The 20,229-nt window shown below is 67.9% G+C and carries 13 protein-coding genes; 5 read left to right on the forward strand and 8 right to left on the reverse strand.

The genetic code is table 11. From position 1 onward, the window contains the following. Nucleotides 1-120: 120 nt before the first annotated feature. The 3 genes from AC56LK_RS14335 to AC56LK_RS14345 are packed head-to-tail and all read left to right on the forward strand — an operon-like array spanning nucleotide 121 to nucleotide 3,835. Nucleotides 121-2,232, forward strand: a complete 2,112-nt coding sequence (locus AC56LK_RS14335; protein ID WP_497185170.1) for a protein-disulfide reductase DsbD family protein — start codon at nucleotides 121-123, stop codon at nucleotides 2,230-2,232. Nucleotides 2,233-2,277: 45 nt separating this feature from the next. Then, nucleotides 2,278-2,883 (forward strand): redoxin domain-containing protein, encoded by a 606-nt coding sequence (locus AC56LK_RS14340; protein ID WP_497185171.1) that lies wholly within the window; start codon nucleotides 2,278-2,280, stop codon nucleotides 2,881-2,883. A 52-nt stretch (nucleotides 2,884-2,935) separates the two neighbouring features. Further along, complete coding sequence (locus AC56LK_RS14345) at nucleotides 2,936-3,835, forward strand: alpha/beta fold hydrolase (protein ID WP_497185172.1); 900 nt, start codon at nucleotides 2,936-2,938, stop codon at nucleotides 3,833-3,835. 9 nt (nucleotides 3,836-3,844) lie between these two features. Here the strand turns inward: AC56LK_RS14345 and AC56LK_RS14350 are convergent, their stop codons facing one another. Both AC56LK_RS14350 and AC56LK_RS14355 read right to left on the reverse strand, forming a co-directional pair. Beyond that, complete coding sequence (locus AC56LK_RS14350) at nucleotides 3,845-3,988, reverse strand: hypothetical protein (protein ID WP_497185173.1); 144 nt, start codon at nucleotides 3,986-3,988, stop codon at nucleotides 3,845-3,847. A 122-nt stretch (nucleotides 3,989-4,110) separates the two neighbouring features. Further along, nucleotides 4,111-7,635 carry an indolepyruvate ferredoxin oxidoreductase family protein gene (locus AC56LK_RS14355; protein ID WP_497185269.1) on the reverse strand — a complete coding sequence of 1,175 codons (3,525 nt, stop codon included), beginning with the start codon at nucleotides 7,633-7,635 and terminating at the stop codon, nucleotides 4,111-4,113. A gap of 124 nt (nucleotides 7,636-7,759) precedes the next feature. Here AC56LK_RS14355 and AC56LK_RS14360 point away from each other — a divergent pair, with 124 nt between their 5' ends. Next, on the forward strand, nucleotides 7,760-8,227 hold the full coding sequence (locus AC56LK_RS14360) for an Lrp/AsnC family transcriptional regulator (RefSeq protein ID WP_436105446.1): 468 nt from the start codon (nucleotides 7,760-7,762) through the stop codon (nucleotides 8,225-8,227). On the opposite strand, the gene AC56LK_RS14365 is transcribed toward AC56LK_RS14360, so the two are convergent. From AC56LK_RS14365 to AC56LK_RS14380, 4 genes are all read right to left on the reverse strand, one after another. Further along, nucleotides 8,224-9,804, reverse strand: coding sequence for an EAL domain-containing protein (locus AC56LK_RS14365; RefSeq protein ID WP_497185174.1), 1,581 nt, complete (start codon nucleotides 9,802-9,804; stop codon nucleotides 8,224-8,226). The genes AC56LK_RS14360 and AC56LK_RS14365 overlap by 4 nt on opposite strands. Before the next feature lie 151 nt (nucleotides 9,805-9,955). Continuing rightward, nucleotides 9,956-12,874 (reverse strand): TonB-dependent receptor domain-containing protein, encoded by a 2,919-nt coding sequence (locus AC56LK_RS14370; RefSeq protein ID WP_497185175.1) that lies wholly within the window; start codon nucleotides 12,872-12,874, stop codon nucleotides 9,956-9,958. 326 nt (nucleotides 12,875-13,200) lie between these two features. After that, the gene (locus AC56LK_RS14375; protein ID WP_497185176.1) at nucleotides 13,201-14,640 is read right to left on the reverse strand and encodes a PQQ-dependent sugar dehydrogenase; all 1,440 of its coding nucleotides are present in this window, start codon (nucleotides 14,638-14,640) and stop codon (nucleotides 13,201-13,203) included. A 176-nt stretch (nucleotides 14,641-14,816) separates the two neighbouring features. Continuing rightward, entirely contained in the window at nucleotides 14,817-16,904 is a 2,088-nt protein-coding gene (locus AC56LK_RS14380) for a putative bifunctional diguanylate cyclase/phosphodiesterase (protein ID WP_497185177.1), read from the reverse strand. A 269-nt stretch (nucleotides 16,905-17,173) separates the two neighbouring features. On the opposite strand from AC56LK_RS14380, the gene AC56LK_RS14385 reads away from it, so the two are divergent. Continuing rightward, nucleotides 17,174-18,340, forward strand: a complete 1,167-nt coding sequence (locus AC56LK_RS14385; protein ID WP_497185178.1) for a hypothetical protein — start codon at nucleotides 17,174-17,176, stop codon at nucleotides 18,338-18,340. 23 nt (nucleotides 18,341-18,363) lie between these two features. Here the strand turns inward: AC56LK_RS14385 and AC56LK_RS14390 are convergent, their stop codons facing one another. Beyond that, nucleotides 18,364-19,596, reverse strand: a complete 1,233-nt coding sequence (locus AC56LK_RS14390) for a hypothetical protein (RefSeq protein ID WP_497185179.1) — start codon at nucleotides 19,594-19,596, stop codon at nucleotides 18,364-18,366. Nucleotides 19,597-19,668: 72 nt separating this feature from the next. Further along, entirely contained in the window at nucleotides 19,669-20,214 is a 546-nt protein-coding gene (locus AC56LK_RS14395) for a hypothetical protein (RefSeq protein ID WP_497185180.1), read from the reverse strand. Between the last annotated feature and the right edge of the window lie 15 nt (nucleotides 20,215-20,229).

Consider the following 20,229-nt stretch of genomic DNA (forward strand, 5'->3'; position numbering starts at 1 on the left):
GCAACAAAGTCGGCCGGCCACGACGGTTTCTTCGACTTGGGATCCTGCTAATATTGTCCTGCCCCGCTCGCCTTGGCGGCGGGTGCAAGGCGCAGTGCTCTTCCAACCGGGGACGACCAGATGAACGCATTACCGCAAGCGACGAATGGCGGCCTGTCTGGTCGCGCCGTGCGCTTTTTCCTCGCTCTTGTCCTCCTCTTCCAGGCCGCCTGGGGGCAGGCCGCCTCCTCGGCCGCCACCGGCCATGCGCGCGCCGAACTGCTGGTCCACGCCCCTGGCGGCGTCAAGCCGGGCGCCGAGGTCTGGCTGGGCCTGCGCATCCTCCACGATCCGGGCTGGCATACCTACTGGCTGAACCCGGGCGATTCCGGCCTGCCGACCACCATGGCCTGGACCCTGCCGGCCGGCTTCACGGCCGGCGCGATCGCCTGGCCGACCCCGAAGCAGATGCCGCTCGGTCCCCTGATGAACTACGGCTACGACGGCGAACTCCTGCTGCCGGTGCGCCTGACCGTGCCGGCCAGCTATCGGGGCGGCGCGCTGCCGGTGAAGCTGCGCGCGGACTTCCTGATCTGCGAGGAAGCCTGCATCCCCGAATTCGCCGAACTGGACACCGAGCTCGCGCCGGGGCCGGCTTCCGCGCATGCGGCGCTGTTCGAGCGCGCCTTCCGGGCCGCACCGGTCGCCGTCCCCGGCCTGCGCGCCGGCGCCCGCATCGAGAACAATGCGCTGGTGATCGAGGCCACCGGCCTGCCGCCCGCCTGGCGCGGCCGGCCGCTGCAGCTGTTCCCGGAAAACGGCGGCGTGCTCGAACCCCCGGCGCCGCCGGCACAGGAATGGCAGGGAGAGAAGCTGGTGCTGCGTGCGCCCCTGTCGGCGCAGCGCAGCGACAGCCCGGCTGCGATGGACGCGGTCATCACGGCGGACCACAAGGCGCCGGGCGTGCGCATCGGCTTCGCGATCGCCGGCGCCTGGCCGCAGGCCGGCGCCGCAGCGGCGCCCGCTGCGCCACCCGCCGCCGATGCTGCCCGTCCCTGGCTGCTGGTGCTGGCCTTCACCTTCCTCGGCGGCGCCATCCTGAACCTGATGCCCTGCGTATTTCCGGTGCTGTCCCTGAAGGTGCTCGGCTTCGCCCAGCACGGCGGCGAGCGCCGGCGCATCGTGGCCGGCGGCTTCGCCTATACCGCCGGCGTGATCGCCTCCTTCCTGCTGCTGGCGGCCCTGCTGCTGGCGCTGCGTGCCAGCGGCGAGCAGCTGGGCTGGGGATTCCAGCTGCAGTCGCCATTGTTCGTGGCCGCCCTCGCCGTCCTGTTCACCCTGATCGGCTTCAACCTGGCCGGCCTGTTCGAATTCCACCACATGCTGCCGAATCGCCTGCTGAATGCGCGCGCCCGCAACCCGGTGCTGGACGACTTCCTCACCGGCGTGCTGGCGGTCGCCGTCGCCTCGCCCTGCACCGCGCCCTTCATGGGGGCGGCCCTGGGCGCCGCGCTGGCGCAGCCCGCGCCCCAGGCCTTGTCCGTGTTCGCGGCGCTGGGCGCCGGCATGGCCGCGCCCTACCTGGCCGCCAGCCTGTTCCCCGGCCTGGCGCGCATGCTGCCGCGCCCGGGACCCTGGATGGCCCGCTTCAAGACCTTCATGGCCTTCCCGATGTTCGCCACCGTCGTCTGGCTGCTGTGGGTGCTCGGCCTGCAGGCCGGTCCCGACGCGATCGCGGCGACCCTCGGCCTGGTCGTGGCGGCCGCCTTCGGCGTCTGGGTGCTGGGCATCCCGGCGCGCAGCAGTGCCGGCAAGTTGATCGGGATCGGCGCCGCCGGGCTGGCAGTGGCCGGCGCCGCCTTCTGGGCCTGGCCCGCCTTCCAGGGCGCACAAGCGGCTGCACCGGCTGCCGCCGGCTGGCAGGCCTGGTCGCCGCAGGCCCTGGCCCTGGCGCGCCAGGAGGGGCGGCCGGTGTTCGTCGACTTCACGGCCGCCTGGTGCGTCACCTGCCAGTACAACAAGCGCACCACCCTCGCCGACCCGGGACTGATGGAAGACTTCCGGGCGAAGCAGGTCGTGCTGCTGCGCGCCGACTGGACCCGGCGCGACGAAACGATCACGCAGGCACTCAAGGAACTCGGACGCAGCGGCGTGCCGGTATATGCGCTGTACCGCGAGGGCGCGGCGCAGCCGGCGCTGTTGTCGGAACTGCCGAGCGTGGAAGAAGTCAGGCAGGCACTCGCCGCGCCCTGATGCATCAGTAGCAGAGACCAACCACACCATCACCAGGAGGATCACATGAAGCGCACCATCGCACTCTCGCTGCTCGCCGCCGGCCTGACCCTGGGCGGTAGCGCCGTGGCCGACGCCGTCGTCGGACAGGCGGCGCCGGCCTTCAAGGGCGTCGACGCCGCCGGCAAGCCGGTCTCGCTGGACCAGTACAAGGGCAAGTACGTGGTGCTCGAATGGGTCAATCCGGAATGCCCCTTCGTCAAGAAGCACTACGATAGCGGCAACATGCCCAGCACGCAGAAATACGCCGCCGACAAGGGCGTGGTCTGGCTGGCGGTGAGCACCAGCGCCGACGGCGACCGCGCCGGCAAGTCCGCGGCCATCAACGACTGGGTCAAGGCGAAGAAGGCCATGCCCGCCGCGACCATCATGGACCTTGGGGGTGCGATCGGCAAGGCCTACGGCGCGCGCACCACGCCGCACATGTACCTGATCGACCCGAGCGGCAAGCTGGTGTATGCGGGCGCGATCGACAGCAAGCCGAGCGCCAACCCGGGCGACATCAAGGACGCCACCAACTACATGGTCAAGGCGATCGACGAATCGCTGGCCGGCAAGCCGCTGAGCCAGGCCGTCACCAAGCCTTACGGCTGCTCGGTCAAGTACGGCTGATGCACCTGGCCGGCCGGAGTTCCGGCCGGCCGCTCATAACAAGGGGATCCGAATGCGTCACACACCAACTTCCCGCCGTGCCCTGCTGGGCGCTGCGGTCCTTGCAGCCTTCCTGCCGCTGGCGAATGCGCTCGCGGCGCCCTTCGAATCGCAGCGCATCACCGTGCGCACCGAGGGTTCCGGTCCCGACGTCGTCCTGATTCCGGGCCTGAATTCCTCGCCGCGCGCCTGGGCGACGACCGTGGCCGCCTTGCCGGGCTACCGCTACCACCTGGTGCAGGTGTCAGGCTTCGCCGGCCAGCCGGCGGGCGGCAACAAGGAAGGCAATGTGGCGGCGCCGGTGGCCGAGGAGATCGCACGCTACATCAAGGAAGCAGGCCTGAAGCAGCCTGCCGTGATCGGCCACTCGATGGGCGGCACCATGGGCATGATGCTGGCGGCCCGCCATCCGGAGGTGCTGTCGCGCCTGATGGTGGTCGACATGGTCCCTTACCTGGGCACCTTCTTCGCCGGCCCCGGCGCGGCGCCGGACAAGGTCGAGGCGGTCGCGAATGCAGCGATGGTGGGCATCCGCAGCGCCAGCCCGGAACAGCGCGCGAAGAACGTCAGCGATACCATCGCCAGCATGGTCGACACCGAGGCGATGCGCGCCGGCGCCATCGCGGATTCCTCGGCGAGCGACCTGGACGTCAGCAGCCGCGCCTTCCGCGAGCTGCTGGTCACCAACCTGATCCCGGAACTGCCGAAGATCACCAAGCCGGTGACCGTGCTCTACGTGCAGCCGAAGGGCGTGCCGCTCCCGGCCGAACAATTCGATTACGTCTACAAGAGCGCGTATGCGCCGGTGAAATCCCTGACCCTGAAACGGATTCCGGACAGCGCCCACTTCATCATGTGGGACCAGCCGCAGCGCTTCCAGGGCGAGGTGAAGGCCTTCCTGGCCGCGCCGTGACAAGCTTGGTCAGATGAAGGGCCAGGACAGGACGCGCTTCAAGTGCAGCACGGTGCGCGCGACCGGATAGCCGATCGCGAAGGCGAAGGCCGGCAGGCTCCAGGCATCGCCGAGCACCGCCAGCCAGGCGCCGCCGACCGTGGCGGCGGCCACCAGTCGTGTTCGCAGTTTGGCAATGTTAGAAATGAAAGTCCGGCGCCGGAAATGCAAATCGCCGGCACGGGCCGGCGATTTACTATTTTTTGTTGCAATGCATTATAACTGCGTGAGCCGCTTCAACGCTGCATGCGCACCAGCGCAATCTCCTTGACCGGCTGCCTGAACTCCTGCAGCAGGCGTGCCGTCTCCTCCTGCGCGCGCGCCATGTTCGCCGCCTTCACGTGACCATAGCCGCGGATCGACTCCGCCACCTGGGCCAGCTTGAGCGCCGCCGCGCGGTTGTCCGCGCTCAGTTCGGCGGCCAGCATGTCGACCAGCGCGAGGTAGTCCGAACGCAGCCGGCGCTCGGCACGCCGCTCGTGGGTATAGCCGAAGACGTCGAAGGCGGTCCCGCGCAGCACTTTCAGGGGCGCCAGCATGCGGAAGGCCGAGCGCATCCACGGACCGAAGCGCATCTTCGCCGGGATGTCGCTGCCGGGCTTCCTGCGCGCCAGCAGCGGCGGCGCCAGGTGATATTCCACCCGGAAGTCACCCTCGAACTGCTGCTGCAGCCCCTCCAGGAAGCCGGTCTGCGTGTGCAGGCGCGCCACCTCGTATTCGTCCTTGTAGGCCATCACCTTGAACAGCGAGCGGGCCACCGCCTTGCTCACGGCCCGCTTCGATGCCGGTCCTTCGATCTCGACTTCACGCGCTTCGACCTTCGCCACGGCGGCGCGGTACTGCTGCGCATACGCGGCATCCTGGTACTGCGTCAGCCAGTCGGCGCGGAAGGCCACCAGTTCCTCGAGCGAGGCCGGCGGCGTGAACTGCACCACCCTGGCCGGCTGCGCCAGGCGCGCCGCCGCCTTCTCGTCGGCCGCCACCAGGCGGCCCAGCATGAAGGCCTTCTTGTTCATCTCGATGGCGACGCTGTTCAACTCGATCGCCCGCATCAGGGCTTCCAGGCTGACGGGCACCAGTCCCAGTTGCCAGGCCGCGCCCATCATGAGGATGTTGGCGCCGATCGGGTCGCCCAGCACGCCGCTGGCGACCTGCTGCGCGTTCAGGCGCAGCGCCGGGCCGCCGGCGTCCATGATCTTGGCGAGCAGCTCGTCCTTGCGGATGTCGGCGTCCGGATCGCGCGTGAATTCGGCGGTCGGGGTCTCGTTCTCGTTGGCCACCACGCGGGTGTGCCCGCGCCGCATCACCGCCAGCGCATCCGGCATCGCCGCCACCACCAGGTCGCAGGCCAGCAGGGCGTCGGCCTGCTGCAGGTCGATGCGCACCTGGTGCAGCGCCGCGGGCGACGGCGCCACCCGCACATGCGACATCACCGCCCCGCCCTTTTGCGCGAAGCCCATGAAGTCCAGGGTCGAGGCGCCCTTGCCTTCCAGGTGGGCGGCCATTGTGATCAGGGCGCCCACCGTGACCACGCCGGTGCCGCCGACGCCGGCCACCAGCATCTCGAAGGGCTTCTCAAAAGCGTAGGGCTGGGGCAGCGGATAGGCGGCCAGCATCTCCTCGAGCCGGCGCAGTTCGAGGGCGGCGGCGGCCGGCTTCTTCAGCTGGCCGCCGATGACCGACACGAAGCTCGGGCAGAAGCCCTCGACGCAGGAATAATCCTTGTTGCAGGAAGCCTGGTCGATCTGGCGCTTGCGCCCCAGCGGCGTCTCGAGCGGCAGGATCGACAGGCAGTTCGACTGCACGCCGCAGTCGCCGCAGCCCTCGCACACGGCCGGATTGATGACCATGCGGCGCGCCGGATCGGGGAACACCAGCTTGTCCGGCTTGTTCTTCTTGCGGCGGCGGCGCTTCTCGGCGGCGCAGGTCTGGTCGTAGACCAGCACCGTGACGCCGGGCGTGTCGCGCAGGCGGCGCTGGACCGCATCGAGTTCGCTGCGGTGGTGCACGGCCACGCCGGCAGGCAGGGTGACGCCCTCGTAGTTCGCCGGCTCGTCGGTGACCACGGTCGCCGATACCGCGCCTTCGCTCAGCACCTGTTGCAGGATCTGCGGCACGCTGAGCTTACCGTCGACCGGCTGGCCGCCGGTCATGGCGACGGCGTCGTTGTACAGGATTTTATAGGTGATGTTGGCGCGCGCCGCGATGGCCTGGCGGATGGCCAGGGAGCCCGAGTGGTAATAGGTGCCGTCGCCCAGGTTCTGGAACACGTGCTTCTCGCGCGAGAAGCGCGAAGCCGCGACCCAGGGCACCCCCTCGCCGCCCATCTGGGTGAGCGTGACGGTGTCGCGCTTCATCCAGCTCGCCATGAAGTGGCAGCCGATGCCGGCCAGCGCGCGGCTGCCCTCGGGCACCCGGGTCGAGGTATTGTGCGGGCAGCCGGAGCAGAAGTAAGGCGTGCGCTTGATCGCGTCGGCGCCATTGGACAGGACGTCGGCGCGGCAGAACTGCGGCAGGAATTCCTCGAGGCGCAGGTCCGGGAAGGCCGGCGCCAGCCAGCGCACCAGCACCGGCGCGATGCGCGAGGGGCGCAGCTCGCCCAGGTTCGACAACAGCGGCGCGCCCGCGGCGTCGTGCTTGCCGAGCACCTGGGGACGCCGCTCGGGCGCCAGGTTGTAGAACAGGCTTTTCAGCTGGCCTTCGATGACCTCGCCCTTCTCTTCCACCACCAGCACTTCCCGCAGGCCGTGCGCGAAAGCCTTCAGGCGGCTGCGCTCGAGCGGAAAGGTCAGGCCCGGCTTGTACAGGCGCAGGCCGCGTTCCTTCAGCTTGTCCAGCGTGAGGCCGAGGCGCGCGAAGGCTTCCAGCAGGTCGAGATAAGCCTTGCCGGCCGCGATGATGCCGAGCGTGGCGCCGGGTGCGGCCACCACCAGCTTGTCGATCGAGTTCACGCCCGCGAAGGCATGCACGGCCTCGAGCTTGTCGGCGACCCGCTGCTCGATCGCGAGGCTGGGCAGGTCCGGCCAGCGGTAGTGCAGGCCGTCGGCGGGCGGCACATAGGTTTCCGGGGTCTTGAACACGGGTGGCGCGGGCAGTTCCACGACGGCGCCGCCTTCGACGGTTTCCGAGATCGCCTTGAAACCGACCCAGGCGCCCGAGAAGCGCGACAGCGCCCATCCGTACAGGCCGAACTCCAGGTATTCCTCGATATTGGCCGGGTTCAGGACCGGCATGCCCCAGGCCATGAAGGCATGGTCGCTCTGGTGCGGCATCGACGAGGATACGCAGCCGTGGTCGTCGCCGGCCACCACCAGCACGCCGCCCAGCTGCGAGGAGCCATAGGCATTGCCGTGCTTGAGCGCGTCGCCGGCACGGTCCACGCCCGGTCCTTTGCCGTACCACATGGCGAATACGCCGTCGACGGTGCGGTTCGGATCGCCGCCGACCTGCTGGCTCCCCAGTACGGCGGTGGCGCCCAGTTCTTCGTTGATCGCGGGGAGGAATTCGATGGCGTTCTGCTGCAGGATCGTCGAGGCGCGCCAGGCTTCCTGGTCGACCGCGCCCAGCGGCGAACCGCGGTAACCGGAGATGAAGCCGCCGGTATTCAGGCCGGCGCGCTCGTCGAGCGCCTTTTGCATGAGCGGCAGGCGGATCAGGGCCTGGGTCCCGGTCAGGAATACCCGCCCTTCGCTGCGCTTCAGGTTGTCGTCCAGCCGGTAGGAGGGATCAGCCAGCCCGACTTCCTCATGCATCGTTCCCATCTTGTTGGTCTCCACTGTGCTCTTCTTTAGTGGGGACATGATAGGTCCGTGTAAAGGAAATAACTTTTCTAACTTACCGACTTTTGCTTCAGAATAGGCAAATCATTTCGATTTATACCTATTTATGGACAAGAATAACCTCGACCCCGCTTCGCTGCGCATCTTGCGCGAACTGCAGCAGGATGCCCGCCTCTCCGTCAACGAACTGGCCGAGCGGGTCGGCATGTCGGCCTCGCCCTGCTGGCGGCGCCAGAAGGAGCTCGAAGAGAACGGTTTCATCCGGCGCTACGCCGCCATCCTCGAGCGCCGCAAGCTCGATCTCGGACTGGTGTGCGTGCTGCACGTCTCGCTGACCCGGCACGAGGCCGGCGTGGTCGACACCTTCGAGGCGCAGATGAAGGCCTGCCGGGAGGTGATGGAGTGCTACGAGGTGACCGGCACCTCGGACTACATCGTCAAGGTGATGGTCGCGAACATGGATGCCTACCACGACCTGCTGCACAACGTCCTGCTCAAGCTGCCGGGTGTCTCTCAGCTGAATACCAGCGTGGCGCTGCGCGAAGTGAAGTACGAGACCGCCCTGCCGCTCTAGGCTGTCGCATCCTGCCGCCCCTGTTGCTGCGCCAGGCCTAGCGCATCGGCAAAGGACATCGGCCTGCCGAACAGCCAGCCCTGCGCATACTGCACCCCGTGGTCCCTCAGGAAGCCCGCCTGGGCCTCGGTTTCGACGCCCTCCGCGATCATGCGCAGTCCCAGGGTGCGCGCCATGGCGATGATGTGCCCGACCACCTGGCTGGTCGGCGCACGGGTACCGATGGCTTCGATGAAGGAGCGGTCGATCTTCAGGAAATCGAGTTCCAGCGATTCCAGATAGGACAGGCTCGAGTAACCGGTGCCGAAGTCGTCGATCGCCACCTCGATGCCGCGCGCGCGGAAGGCCGCGATGACGCGCAAGGCATTGTCCATGTCGAGGAAGCCGCGCTCTGTGATCTCGACGATCAGGTTGGACGGGGTGGCGCCGCTGCGCTGGAGGAAGCGCTCGACCAAGCCGACGATCGCCGTCGATTGCAGGTCGGCCGCCGACAGGTTGAGCGCCACGTGGAAGCCGGGATGGGCTGCCAGGTAGCCGCCCGCGTCGGCTTCGACCAGCGCCAGCACCCGCTCGGTCAGGCGGGTGATGATGCCGGAATGTTCGGCGACCGGAATGAACAGCTCGGGCCCGATCGGCTCCCCGGGCGCGCGCCTCCAGCGCAGCAGCGCCTCCACGCCGACGCAGCGTCCACTCGCCAGCTCGACGATGGGCTGATACTCCAGGTAGAACTCGTCATGGCGCAAGGCATGACGCATGGCGGCGCCGATCGAGCGCTGCTGGCGCCCCAGGGCCAGCACGGCCGCCGCCATCGCCAGCCCGACCAGCGCCGCCGCGGGAACCAGGCGCCAGGCGATGCCGATGGCGCGCTCCTCCATGGTCGCAGCCGGCACCGCCGCGACAGCCACCATCAGGAAACGGGACGAGCGGACCATGGCGACCAGTTGCTCGCCGTCGATGAAGGCGGCTTCCGGCCGGGCGCCAAGCGTCGCGAGCCAGGCCCGCCTGACGGCGCCCCGCCTCAGTTCGGGGGCACTGCCGACGGCCGCCTCCACGTGCATCAAGCCGAGTGCGGTCCCGGGAATCGAGGCCGAGATATCGAGCGGGAGGTCACGGTGCAACAGCGCGGCGAAGCCTCCGCGCTCCAGGGCCATCAGCGGCGAGGCGCCTGCCGACGCCAGCGGGACATGCGTATAGACGGCGACGCCGCGCGAGGTACGCAGGGTGGGTTTGCCGAGCGGTACCGGCACGCTTCCCATCGAGGAGCACACGATCGTGTCGTCCCGGACGAAGCCGACCGCCTGGATATAGGTGGATGTCAGATCGAGCTGGCGCATCAGCGCCAGTGCCTCCGGCGCACAGGGGTCCCCTTGCACGCTCGCCAGGCGCCGCATCGCGGCATCCGCCTGCCCGGCGGTCTGGTCGGCGCGATGCAGGACCGCGCGCGCATACGCCCGGGTCATCTCGGCCGCCGCATCCCAGGCCTGGCGCTGCGCCTCCTGCCACGCCAGCCAGGGCAGCAGGATGGCGACCGCCAGGGCACTGAGGACGCTGATCCAGGTGATGGTCCGGCTGCGCATGCGCTAACCCTGCGATGAATGTGGAAACGTGGCCTTGCCGCGGCGGTAAGCGGTCGTGACAGTATATCGCCTCCGAAAAAAAGGCGGCATGGGCGGCGGTTCCCCGCCACGCATGCCGCCCCGATTCAGGAGCTCAGGGACTGGCCCCTGCTTAGAACTTGTACTCCATCGACACGCGCACCACGCGGCCCATCATGTCGGCCATGCTGGTCAGGTAGCCGCCGCTGTAGATGGTGTTGGCGGTCAGCGGTGGCCATTCTTCCGTGATGTTGTTCACGCCCAGCGACAGGGTGGTGTTCTTGATGCCCGTGTAGCGCACGTTCACGTTGAACTGGCTGTACGATTCCACTTCGGTCAGGGTCGATCCGGCACGCGGCGTCAGGTCGGTCAGCGCGGTGTTGAAGCGCTGCGACAGGGTCGCCTTCCAGTCGCCGGTGCTGTAGGTGACCGCGGCGGTGTACTTCCAGCGCGGGTTCACCTGCGGCATGCCGGCCAGGCCCGAGTTCGGACCGGCGCTGCCGAAGCGGCCGTCGTTGGTGATGATGCCGACGTTGCTGTTCCATGCACCGCCCGCCTCGCTCTGGAACTCGTACTTGTGGTACCAGGTCGCGTCCAGCTTCGCATCGAAGCTGCCGATGCTGGTCTTCGGGAAGCGGTAGGAACCCGAGATGTCGGCGCCGCGGATGCGGGTCTGGCCACGGTTGGCCTGGCTGGCGATGATGTAGTCGATGGTCCCGTCGGCGCGGCGGTTGATGACGCTGTCGTACTTGACCGGGTTCTGCTGGATCTCGGCGATCGAGACCGCACCCAGCACGTCACGCAGTTTCAGGCCCCAGTAGTCGACCGTCAGCGACAGGTTCTTGATCGGCTCGAGGCCGATGCCGAAGTTGAAGCCGCGCGACTTCTCGGGCTTCAGGTGGGTGTTGTTCGGCGACTTGGTCCAGTAGGTGGTCTGCACGTTGCAGACCTGGTCGGCCGTGAAACCCTGGCGCGGGGTACCGGTGCCGGCCACCAGTGGCTGGCTGCTCGGGCACAGGACCGGGTCGTCCATCACCAGGGTGCGGACTTCCGGCGTCGGGTTCTGGATGTCCATGATGGACGGCGCGCGGAAGCCGCTCGAGACCGAGCTGCGCAGCACCAGCTGCTGCATCGGCTGCCAGCGCGCCGCCAGCGCCGGGTTCACCGTGGTCTGCTTCAGGTCGTCGTAACGGTCGGCGCGCACCGAGCCGTTGACCAGGAAGGTCTTGGTGATCGGCGCATCGACCTCGAGCACCAGCGAGGAGATCTTGCGCTTGAGTTTCTTGGCCACGCCCTGCGGCAATTCGCCGACCAGGTCGCTCTGCACCACGTTGCCCGAGGCGTCGATGTTGTAGCTGCCGTCGGCCTTCTTCAGCACATAGTCGAGCGGCGCGTTGAAGGTGCGCGCCGAATCCTCGCGCAGTTCGCCCGACACCGCCAGGATCATGTCGCCGCCACCCAGCTCCCACACCGGACGGGTGACGGTCAGGTCGACGCTCTTGTTGAAGGCCTTGTTCAGGCGATAGGTGTAATCCTCGGCCTGGATGCTGCGCAGGTAGTCGGCGCCGGCGGCGTCCTGCGGACCGAAGGGATTCAGGATGCCCTTGTCGAAGCCTTCCTGGGCCTTGGAGTACAGGATGTAGCCTTCGCCGACGCGGGTGTCGCGCTTCGAGCGGCCGTAGTTCAGGCCGGCGCGGTAGTCCCAGCCCAGCACTTCGCCTTCGGCCGACAGCACGATGCGGTCATTGCCCTGCTCGTCGTTACGGTAGGCCGGCCCGAGTTCGCCCGGCCCCCACTGGAAGTAGATGGTCCGGTTGTTCATGTTCAGGTCGCTGACCGCGCCGGTGGTCCGGGTCGGGTCGATGAACATGGCCGGGGTGTTGGCGCCGGTATTGCTGCCCACGACTTTCGGCAGCGGCGTGATGCCCTTGCCCGGGTAGAAGCGGCTGGTCGGCGCCATCGAATAGGTGGTGAACGGCTGGTTCGTGCCCGGCACCTGCATGCCGCGGAATTTCTGCACGGTGAACTCGGAATGCAGCACGTCGAGGTCGATCTTGTGGCCGCCCGCCACGTTCCAGCTGGCGCGCGCGCTGACGGTGGTGATCTCGCTGCCGTCGGTCACCGCATTCCAGAACAGCGGATTGCGGATGCAGCCCGGCGCATAGGTCGGCGGCGTATTCTGGCTGAGGTTGCCCAGGGTCGGCAGCGAGTACGGCGAGCTGCAGCCGGTGGCGAAGTTCGGATTGAAGTTGGAGTTCGCGTTGCGGGCGAAGCCGAAGTTGGCCAGCGGGTTGGGATTGCGTCCATCCGGCGTGATGCCCAGGCCCAGGGTGCGCAGCACGGCCGGGTCGTGCTGCTCCGGGCGGTCGCCCTGGAACAGCGCATCCTTCTTCTGGTGGTCGACCGCGATGTAGGCATTGAAGCCGTTTTCGCCCAGGTCGCCCCAGCCGGCGATCGCGCCGATGGCCTTGGTCGTGCCGCCTCCGCTCAGTTCCGGACGGGCGTATTCGGCCTTGATCGACGCGCCCTTGTAGCCACGCTTGGTCCAGTAGTTCTGCACGCCGCCGATGGCGTCGGCGCCATAGATCGAGGCGCCGCCGCCGTTGAGGGTCTCGACGCGGTCCAGCGCCATGCGCGGGATCACGTTGACCGAGACGTACTGGTCCTGCAGCGGCTCGTTCGCCAGGCGGCGGCCGTTCAGCAGCGACAGGGTGCGCATCGGGCCGAGGCCGCGCAGGTTGGTCACCGGACCGGCCGCGCCCGAGTTGGTGCCGAGCGACAGCGACTGCGGCTGCTCGAGCACGAAATCCTTCAGTTCGGTATGGCCGCGCGCCTCCATTTCCGCCGCCTTGACGGTGGTGACGGGATTGGTGCCCTCGTCATCGACGCGGCGGATCAGCGAACCGGTCACGACCACGGCCTGGGCAACCGGGCTCGAGGAAGGTGCATCGGCATTCTGCGCCTGGGCCTGCGCGGACAGCTGGAACAGCGCCAGGCTCACCGCGGAGGCGAGCTGGGCTCGGCGCAGGGTGGGAACGAAGTAGGGGTGCATTCACGTCTCCTTAATTATTGTATAAGAATTGATATGACCAAACTACAAATTGGTCAGGCCACTCTGCTTGCAAAGCTGCGAACCTTTCCGCCAATTCTCAGCCGCCTTTGCTGGCTTTTTTCGAATTGATATGACCGCATTATAAAGTGGTCGGGCCACTTTGTTGAAAAAAATATTTACGCTGTTCAAAAGATACGGAATGCCGCGTAAACGCGCACGGGCCCTGGATGGGCCCGTGGCGACATCGATCTGCATTGTTTGGCCCGACACCGCCGGAGCCGGCGCCTGGCCCCGATCCAGTCGCCGTCCTGCGTTCGGGAGGGACTTCAGCGCCGTGCGCGCACGAACTTCATGACCGCGCCTGTATTGCCGAGCAAGGTGCCGGTGCGGTTGGCCAGGACGTACAGCTCGCCCCGGTGATCCTGGGCGAAGCCCAGCACCGCCATGTCGAAGGGATTCCGGCTCACCGGGGTGATATGTTCGACCCGATTGTTCCGGCCCAGCACGAACAGGCTGCCACGCGGCGTGGCGGTACCCCTGCCGGCATAGTCGCCGAACACGTAGTGGCCGCGCAGGTCGCGGACCCGGTTGCCGCGGTAGACGTAGCCGCCGATGACGGCGACCCGTTCCGGCGGCCCGCCCGCGCGGTCGGCGCGGTCGTACTGGGCGAGGGGATCGACCAGGTTGGCCGGCAAACCGGGGCTGTCGGCATACACGAAGCTGGGGGCGTCCGGTCCGGCGGTATCGAGCAGGAAAGTCCCCTCCTTGATGCGCCAGCCGTAGTTCCCGCCTGCCGTGACGACGTCCACTTCCTCGACGGCATTCTGGCCGACGTCACCCACGATCAGGCGGCCGGAGGCATCGATGGACATGCGGAAGGGGTTGCGGAAGCCGTAGGCGAAGATTTCGTCGGCGCCGGTCCTGCCGACGAAGGGATTGTCCGCCGGGATGCCGTACTTGCCGTTGGCCGCGTTCTGTCCAAGCGGGTCGATGCGCAGTATCTTGCCGAGCACGTTGCCGGCCGCCAGGCTCTGCGCATTGCCCTCGGGAGCGTGGCCGACGCCCTCGTCGTCCGCGCCGCCGCCATCGCCCAGCGAGATGTACAGCATCTGGTCGGTGCCGAACGCGAGCGCGCCGCCGTTGTGGTTGAACTGGGGCTTGTCGATGCGCATCAGCTCGCGCGCGCTCGACAGGTCGACCGGGCTGTTGCGCCTGCCCGGGCGCTGGACCCGCCATTCGGTCACGACGCTCTGGTGGTTCGGCGCCACGCCCTCCGGCATGGTGCTGAAGTCGGCACGGCCCCGCACCGGCTGGGAGGTGAAGGTATAGAAGCGCCCGTTGAAGCGGAATTGCGGGTGGAAGGCGATGCCGAGCAGGCCGCGTTCGTCATATCGGCCCGGCCCCAGGCCCAGCGGCGAGACCAGCAGGCGGCTCACGTCCAGGAACAGTTCCGGCCGCCCCGATCCGCCGTCGTCGTCGTCGTCCTCGTCCTCGCGGTTGGCGATGGGAACGCGCCAGAGCTGGCCGGGCTGGTCGGCCACGTACAAATGCCGCCGGTCGCCCGGCGCAACCGCCGCGGCCACCGGCGACACCAGGCCGGATATCACGGTTTCCAGGTCGAACCTGGCGGGGTTGTGTGGAATCGGTGCTGGTATCGGATCGAGCAGCGGGGTACGTTCCTGCGCGCCTGCTGCGGCATAGGCAGAAGCCGCGGCGATGCCGGCGACTGCCTGGATGATGACGCGGGTAATGGTGCGAGTTCTCATGATCTCCCCTTCCCTTCGGCCTCACGGCTGTTAAGAAGACTTCAGGTTATTCCTGAAGCACGCACAAGTGGTTAACGATTTTGAACACCTGCCAAATAAATTCACGAGCCCGCCTGCTCGAAGAGTCTGTGGGGCAAACGAATGCAGCGCAGCAATGGGGGTGTTGCCGGAGGCTCTCAGGCGCAGACGCCGGTGTCGAGCATTTCGCCCATCCGGCCCGCATCGACCGGCTTGCTGAAGAAGTAGCCCTGCCCCTCGTTGCAGCCGTGTGCCTTGAGGAAAGCATGCTGGCCGGCGTCCTCGACGCCTTCGGCAATGACGCGCTGGTGCAGGTTCTTGCCCATCCCGATCACGGCGCTGACAATGGCCCCATCCGTGTCCGCCGCGCCGTCGATCGCCCTGACGAAGGACTGGTCGATCTTGAGCACGTCGATCGCGAACTGGTTCAGGTAGCTCAGGCTCGAATAGCCGGTGCCGAAGTCGTCCACGGCAATCTGCACGCCCATCGCCTTGAACCTGGCGAGCAGGCCGGCACTGGTGGCGACGTCGCGCATCAGCACGCTTTCGGTCAGCTCGAGCTGCAGGCAGGCCGGGTCGACGCCGCTGTCCTTGAACACGGCAAGCGCATGATCGAAGAAATCCCGGTGCCGGAATTCGAGGGCCGACACATTCACGGCGATCGACACGGGGGACAGGCCGCGGCCGCGCCAGCGCACCGCCTGCGCGCAGGCTTCGGCCAATACCCAGCGCCCGATCGGGATGATCAGGCCGCACTCCTCGGCAATGACGATGAAGCGCTCCGGCAGCGTCATTCCCCATTCCGGGTGCTCCCAGCGCAGCAGGGCTTCGACACCGCTGATGCGCCTGGTTTCCAGGTCGACCTTGGGCTGGTAGTGCAGCGCGAACTCGTGGCGTTCGAGCGCCCGCCGCAGGCTGCTTTCGATCAGTTGGCGCTCCACGGCGCGGGTGTTCATGTCGGGACGGAAGAACTGGTAACTACCGCGCCCGCTCTCCTTGGCGTGATACATCGCGGTGTCGGCATTCTTGATCAGGGCTGCGGCGTCGCCGCCGTCGAGCGGAAACACACTGATGCCGATGCTCGTCGAGGTGTGCAATTGCTGCCCCTCGATGTCGAAGGGGCTCGACAGGGCCAGCAGGATCTTTTCAGCCGTGAGCGCCGCGTCGTGCGGGCGCCGTTCGTCCGCCAGCAGGATCACGAACTCGTCGCCGCCGTGGCGGCTGACCGTGTCCGAGGTGCGCACGCACTGGAGCAGGCGTGCGGAGACGGCCTGGAGCAACTGGTCGCCCACTGCATGGCCCAGGGAATCGTTGATGTGCTTGAATTTGTCCAGGTCAAGGAACAACAGGGCCGGGTTGGTGTCATGGCGTCTGGTTGCGGCAATGGCTTGTGTGATGCGGTCGTGCAGCAGCACACGGTTGGGCAGGCCGGTCAGGAAATCATGCTGTGCCTGGTGCCGCATTTTCGATGTCAGCGCGACGGTATCGGAGATGTCCCTGAACACCATGACGGCACCGACGAGCTGCTCGTTCCAGTCGTGGATCGGGGTGGCCGAATCGTCGATCGGAATGCGCCTGCCATCGCGGGCGACCAGGACGGCATCGCTGCTCAGCTCCTCTGAATGACCTCTCTGCAGGATGGTGTCGAAGGGGTTGGCGATGGCATCCCCGCTGAGCCCGTCGACCATGGCGAGCACCTCCCGGACAAGCCGCCCGCGGGCCTCGTCGCGCGGCCACCCGGTGATGAGTTCGGCCGCGCTGTTCAGGTAATCGACGCGGCCATGCATGTCGACCGAGATGACGGCATCGCCGATCGAGTTCAGCGTGACCGCGGCACGTGCCTGGGCAAGGTAGAGGCCTTGCTCCACCTTCATGCGCTCGATGATGTTGCGCAAGGCCTGGGGCACCAGGCTGTTGTCGAAGTAGCCCTTCGACAGCCAGCCCTGGGCGCCCTGCTGGACCGTCTCGCGGGCGTTTTCCTCGTCGTCGAGTGCGCACAAGGTCAGGATGGGCGTGTGGCGCGCCGCTTCGTGACACCGGGCGAAGGAAGCCAGGCCCTGGCTGTCCGGCAACATCATGTCCATGAGGATGACATCGATCCCGCCCTGGCGGACGCGGCCGATGCCCGCGGCCAGGGTGGACGCGCTCTCGACATCGAAGGGGCCGTCGCGCGCATCGCCCAAGGCATGTTCCAGCGCACGGATGTCGTCCGCGCTGGGCGAAATGATGAGGACTCGGTTTGCCACTATGCCTCCGCTGCCGCCTGCCTGGCCTGGCCCGGCGGTGTCCCATGCTAGCACGATGCGGACAACGTCGTTGGTCATCGCAGGCGTGCGCACAACAGCTTTCCTGTCCCCCGGAGTACACTCTGGAGACGGGGCCTTCCATGCATGGCCCCGCCTGCCCTTCCCGGTCGCCCGGCGACCACCATCAGCCCGCATGCTGCGGGCCGTACCAGTACGGCACGACCGTTCCAACGGCAAGCACCAACCCTCAACGGCAGCAGGAGGACATCATGCGGCATACCTTGAAAGCGGTCTACGAAGACCGCGGCACGGCCCAGCGCGCGCTGGATCAATTACTGGCCTCGGGCTATCCGGACGCCGAGCTGGCGCTGGCGAACGCGCCGGTGGCCGGAGACGCCGCCTCCCCCGTATGGCAGGATCCGCCAGGCACATCGACGGCACGCTTCCTGTCGCGGCTGTTCGACCATGCGCGCAGCGATCCGGTCGCGGCCGCCCCCGACCCGCTCCCCCATGACAGCTACATTCTTACTCTTGCGACACACTCCGAAGCCGAAGCGGAGCGCGCCGTTTCCCTGGTCCCGGGCTTCGTTCGCATCGACAGGGAGGATGCCGGCACCTGGCAGCCCAGGCGCGAACAGCGCAATGCGCCGGGAGCGCTGCAGCACTACGGACGCGGCCCCGCCCACTATTTCGGCACCCGCGACGCGGACGACACGTCCACGATCGGCACCACCTTCCGCGAACCGATGCTTCCCGCCGGGCAGTGGCCGGACACGGCGCCGGACGCGCCCCGCGGCGGCGCGGCGCTGGCCGCCTACCGCTTCGGCCGCGACCTGCACGACAGCGACCGTTACCGCAACCGTTCGTGGGACGAGTCCCGCACCGAACTGCGGCAGGCCTGGGAGGCAGGCGATCCGGAAGGGCCGGCCTGGGACGCTTCCGAAGCGGCGATCCGCACCGGTTGGGACAGCACCAGCCCGGAGATCGACGGCGACGAGCATTACCGGAGCCACTGGAAGACCCACTACGCGAGCGGAAGAGGCGCCGGCGGCCCTGCCGCCCACCGCCCGGACCCGGAGGATGCCGGCGCGGCGGCCAGCACCTGGAAGCGGCGCCACCCCGGCGAACTGCCGCCCTGGGAAGGCTTCATGGATGCCCTGCGCCACGGATGGGACAGGATTTCCCTGGGCATGGATACGGACGAGGCCAGCTACCGCTCCCACCACGCGGACAATTATCCCGGCACCCCTTACGAAGATCTTGCCCCGGCTTACCGCTACGGCAAGAATACGCACCGCCGGGCGGCGTTCCAGGGCCGTGACTGGGACGATGTGGAAGACGGGCTGCGCGCCGAGTGGGAAGGCGCTCATCCGGACGCCCGTCCCTTGCCATGGGACGGCATCCGGGCGGCCGTGCACCGCGGCTGGGACCAGTGAGCGGTCCGGCGCTGCGCTAAGTACTAGAAGGCCAGCGTGACGCTGCGCGGGCAGTGATCGCTGGTCTCGATGCGCTGGCCCGGCGCCTGCACGACGGCCGTCTTGCGCGAGCCCAGGCCGGCCGGCTGGCGCGCCGCCAGCGAGCCGCTGAGCACGATATGGTCCAGGCCCGAGAAGCCGCGGCACCCCTCCTCGACGCCCGCCAGCGGCACCTGCTGCAGCGACCTGCCGCCGTCATTCAGCTCCTGCCACAGGTAGCGCGTCGCCACCCTGCCGTCCGCCGCCGGCGCCGGTACGCCGGCGGGACCGCTGCCGTCCGCGCGCACCTGTGCCGGAGGGATGCCTGCCGCGGCCTCCTCATCGATGCGGCGGTTGAAGTCGCCCAGCAGGACGAAATCGGCGCTCCCCTTCGCCACGCTGTCGATCCAGCGCTCCAGCGGGGCCACCTGGCGGTTCAGGACCTTGCAGGCGCCGGCCGGATCGTCGAGCAGGCGCGCCTGGTAGACCGGGGTCGGCACGATGTTGGCGCAGCCCGACTTCAGATGCACGTTCAGGAAGCTGATGCGGCGTCCCGCCACCTGCAGCTCGAGCGCCAGCCCCGGACGTACCTTGCGCGCATCCGGATCGGCGGGATTGTCGCTTACCGCCAGGCCGGTCTCCACGCTGCAGCGGCCCTCCTGGCCCAGGCTGCGGTCCCAGGCGAAGGCCAGGGTCTGGAATCCCTCGTGCGGCGCGTCGCAGACGCCGAAGCGCTCGGCATGGCGGCCGAGCAGCTGCTTCACCACCTCGGCCGAGCGCACTTCCTGGAAGGCGATCACGCGCACGCCCTCGCCTTCGATCAGCCTGGCGATGGTCGCCTGCAGGCCGGCCAGCTTGGCTGCATAGTCGGCGCTGACCAGCGGCACCGGGGCGCCGCGGCCCTGGTAGGCGTTACACGGCGCCATCATGGCCGCCCCCGCCGGCCCGCCGGCCAGGCGCTCGGTATCGGCGACGCACTGGCGTGCCACCCGCGTGGCTTCTTCGGTGATGGTGGCCTGCCCCGGCTGGCGCCGCGGGCGCGTATCGCACCAGAACACGGTCTTGCAGACGGCATTCTGGCGGTCGAAATCCTGTTGCGAGCCGGCCCAGGCCATGTTGAAGGAAGCGACGCCGATCCGCACGGGCGCCGGCTGCGGGGCGGGATCGGCGGCATGGACGGCTGGCGCGGCGAGCAGCGCGGCCAGGACGGCGGACGAGAGCGGCTTGAAGGTGAACATCGGGACTTTCCTGTGGTTGGACGCTGGATTGACAGCAGCGATTATCGCGGAGACTGCTTCCCACAGCAATGGCTAGGGCTTTTCCGCAAGGACGCGCTTGAGCGCCGTCTCCGGGTCCAGACCGGCCATCAGGAGGTTGATGATCTCCTGCTTGTCTTCCTGCGTGAGGGTTTCGCAGGCAGCGCGGTGGGAACAGAAATACGCGTACCAGGCCACGTCCGCCGGACGTTCCTTGCGCGGCTTGAAGCGTGCCGGCACGGTCGCGCGGATCGCGTCGGCATAGGCAGGCAGCTGCGTATCCGCCGTGGACCAGTCGAAGGCGGCGACGGCGCGCCGCTCCGCTTCCAGCCCCGCAGGCAGGCTGCCCTTGCCCACCGCGAGGCAGGCCAGGTTGGGATAGCCGTGGGCCGCGCAGAAACCCTCGACGAAGCGCAGTTTCGGCCCGATGCCGACCACCACCGCCCGGCCCAGCACCGCATCTTTCGAGTGCAGGGAACGCGCCAGCGTGAGCAGGTCGCCATGCGTGATCGGCATGCCCTGCAGGGACTGCGCCTGCCTGACCAGGGCTTCGACCAGGCGCGCGCCGACCTCGATGTCGTTGTGGGTGAACTGGATCATTGCTGGATGCCGACT

This window comes from Telluria sp. ZB4P36, assembly GCF_059685865.1.

What these genes read in the sequence shown, in the direction of transcription:
- AC56LK_RS14335 (WP_497185170.1), top strand. Translation starts at nt 121, where the DNA reads ATGAACGCATTACCGCAAGCGACGAATGGCGGCCTGTCTGGTCGCGCC.
- AC56LK_RS14340 (WP_497185171.1), top strand. Translation starts at nt 2,278, where the DNA reads ATGAAGCGCACCATCGCACTCTCGCTGCTCGCCGCCGGCCTGACCCTG.
- AC56LK_RS14345 (WP_497185172.1), top strand. Translation starts at nt 2,936, where the DNA reads ATGCGTCACACACCAACTTCCCGCCGTGCCCTGCTGGGCGCTGCGGTC.
- AC56LK_RS14355 (WP_497185269.1), bottom strand. Translation starts at nt 7,635, where the DNA reads ATGGGAACGATGCATGAGGAAGTCGGGCTGGCTGATCCCTCCTACCGG.
- AC56LK_RS14360 (WP_436105446.1), top strand. Translation starts at nt 7,760, where the DNA reads ATGGACAAGAATAACCTCGACCCCGCTTCGCTGCGCATCTTGCGCGAA.
- AC56LK_RS14365 (WP_497185174.1), bottom strand. Translation starts at nt 9,804, where the DNA reads ATGCGCAGCCGGACCATCACCTGGATCAGCGTCCTCAGTGCCCTGGCG.
- AC56LK_RS14370 (WP_497185175.1), bottom strand. Translation starts at nt 12,874, where the DNA reads ATGCACCCCTACTTCGTTCCCACCCTGCGCCGAGCCCAGCTCGCCTCC.
- AC56LK_RS14375 (WP_497185176.1), bottom strand. Translation starts at nt 14,640, where the DNA reads ATGAGAACTCGCACCATTACCCGCGTCATCATCCAGGCAGTCGCCGGC.
- AC56LK_RS14385 (WP_497185178.1), top strand. Translation starts at nt 17,174, where the DNA reads ATGCGGCATACCTTGAAAGCGGTCTACGAAGACCGCGGCACGGCCCAG.
- AC56LK_RS14390 (WP_497185179.1), bottom strand. Translation starts at nt 19,596, where the DNA reads ATGTTCACCTTCAAGCCGCTCTCGTCCGCCGTCCTGGCCGCGCTGCTC.
- AC56LK_RS14395 (WP_497185180.1), bottom strand. Translation starts at nt 20,214, where the DNA reads ATGATCCAGTTCACCCACAACGACATCGAGGTCGGCGCGCGCCTGGTC.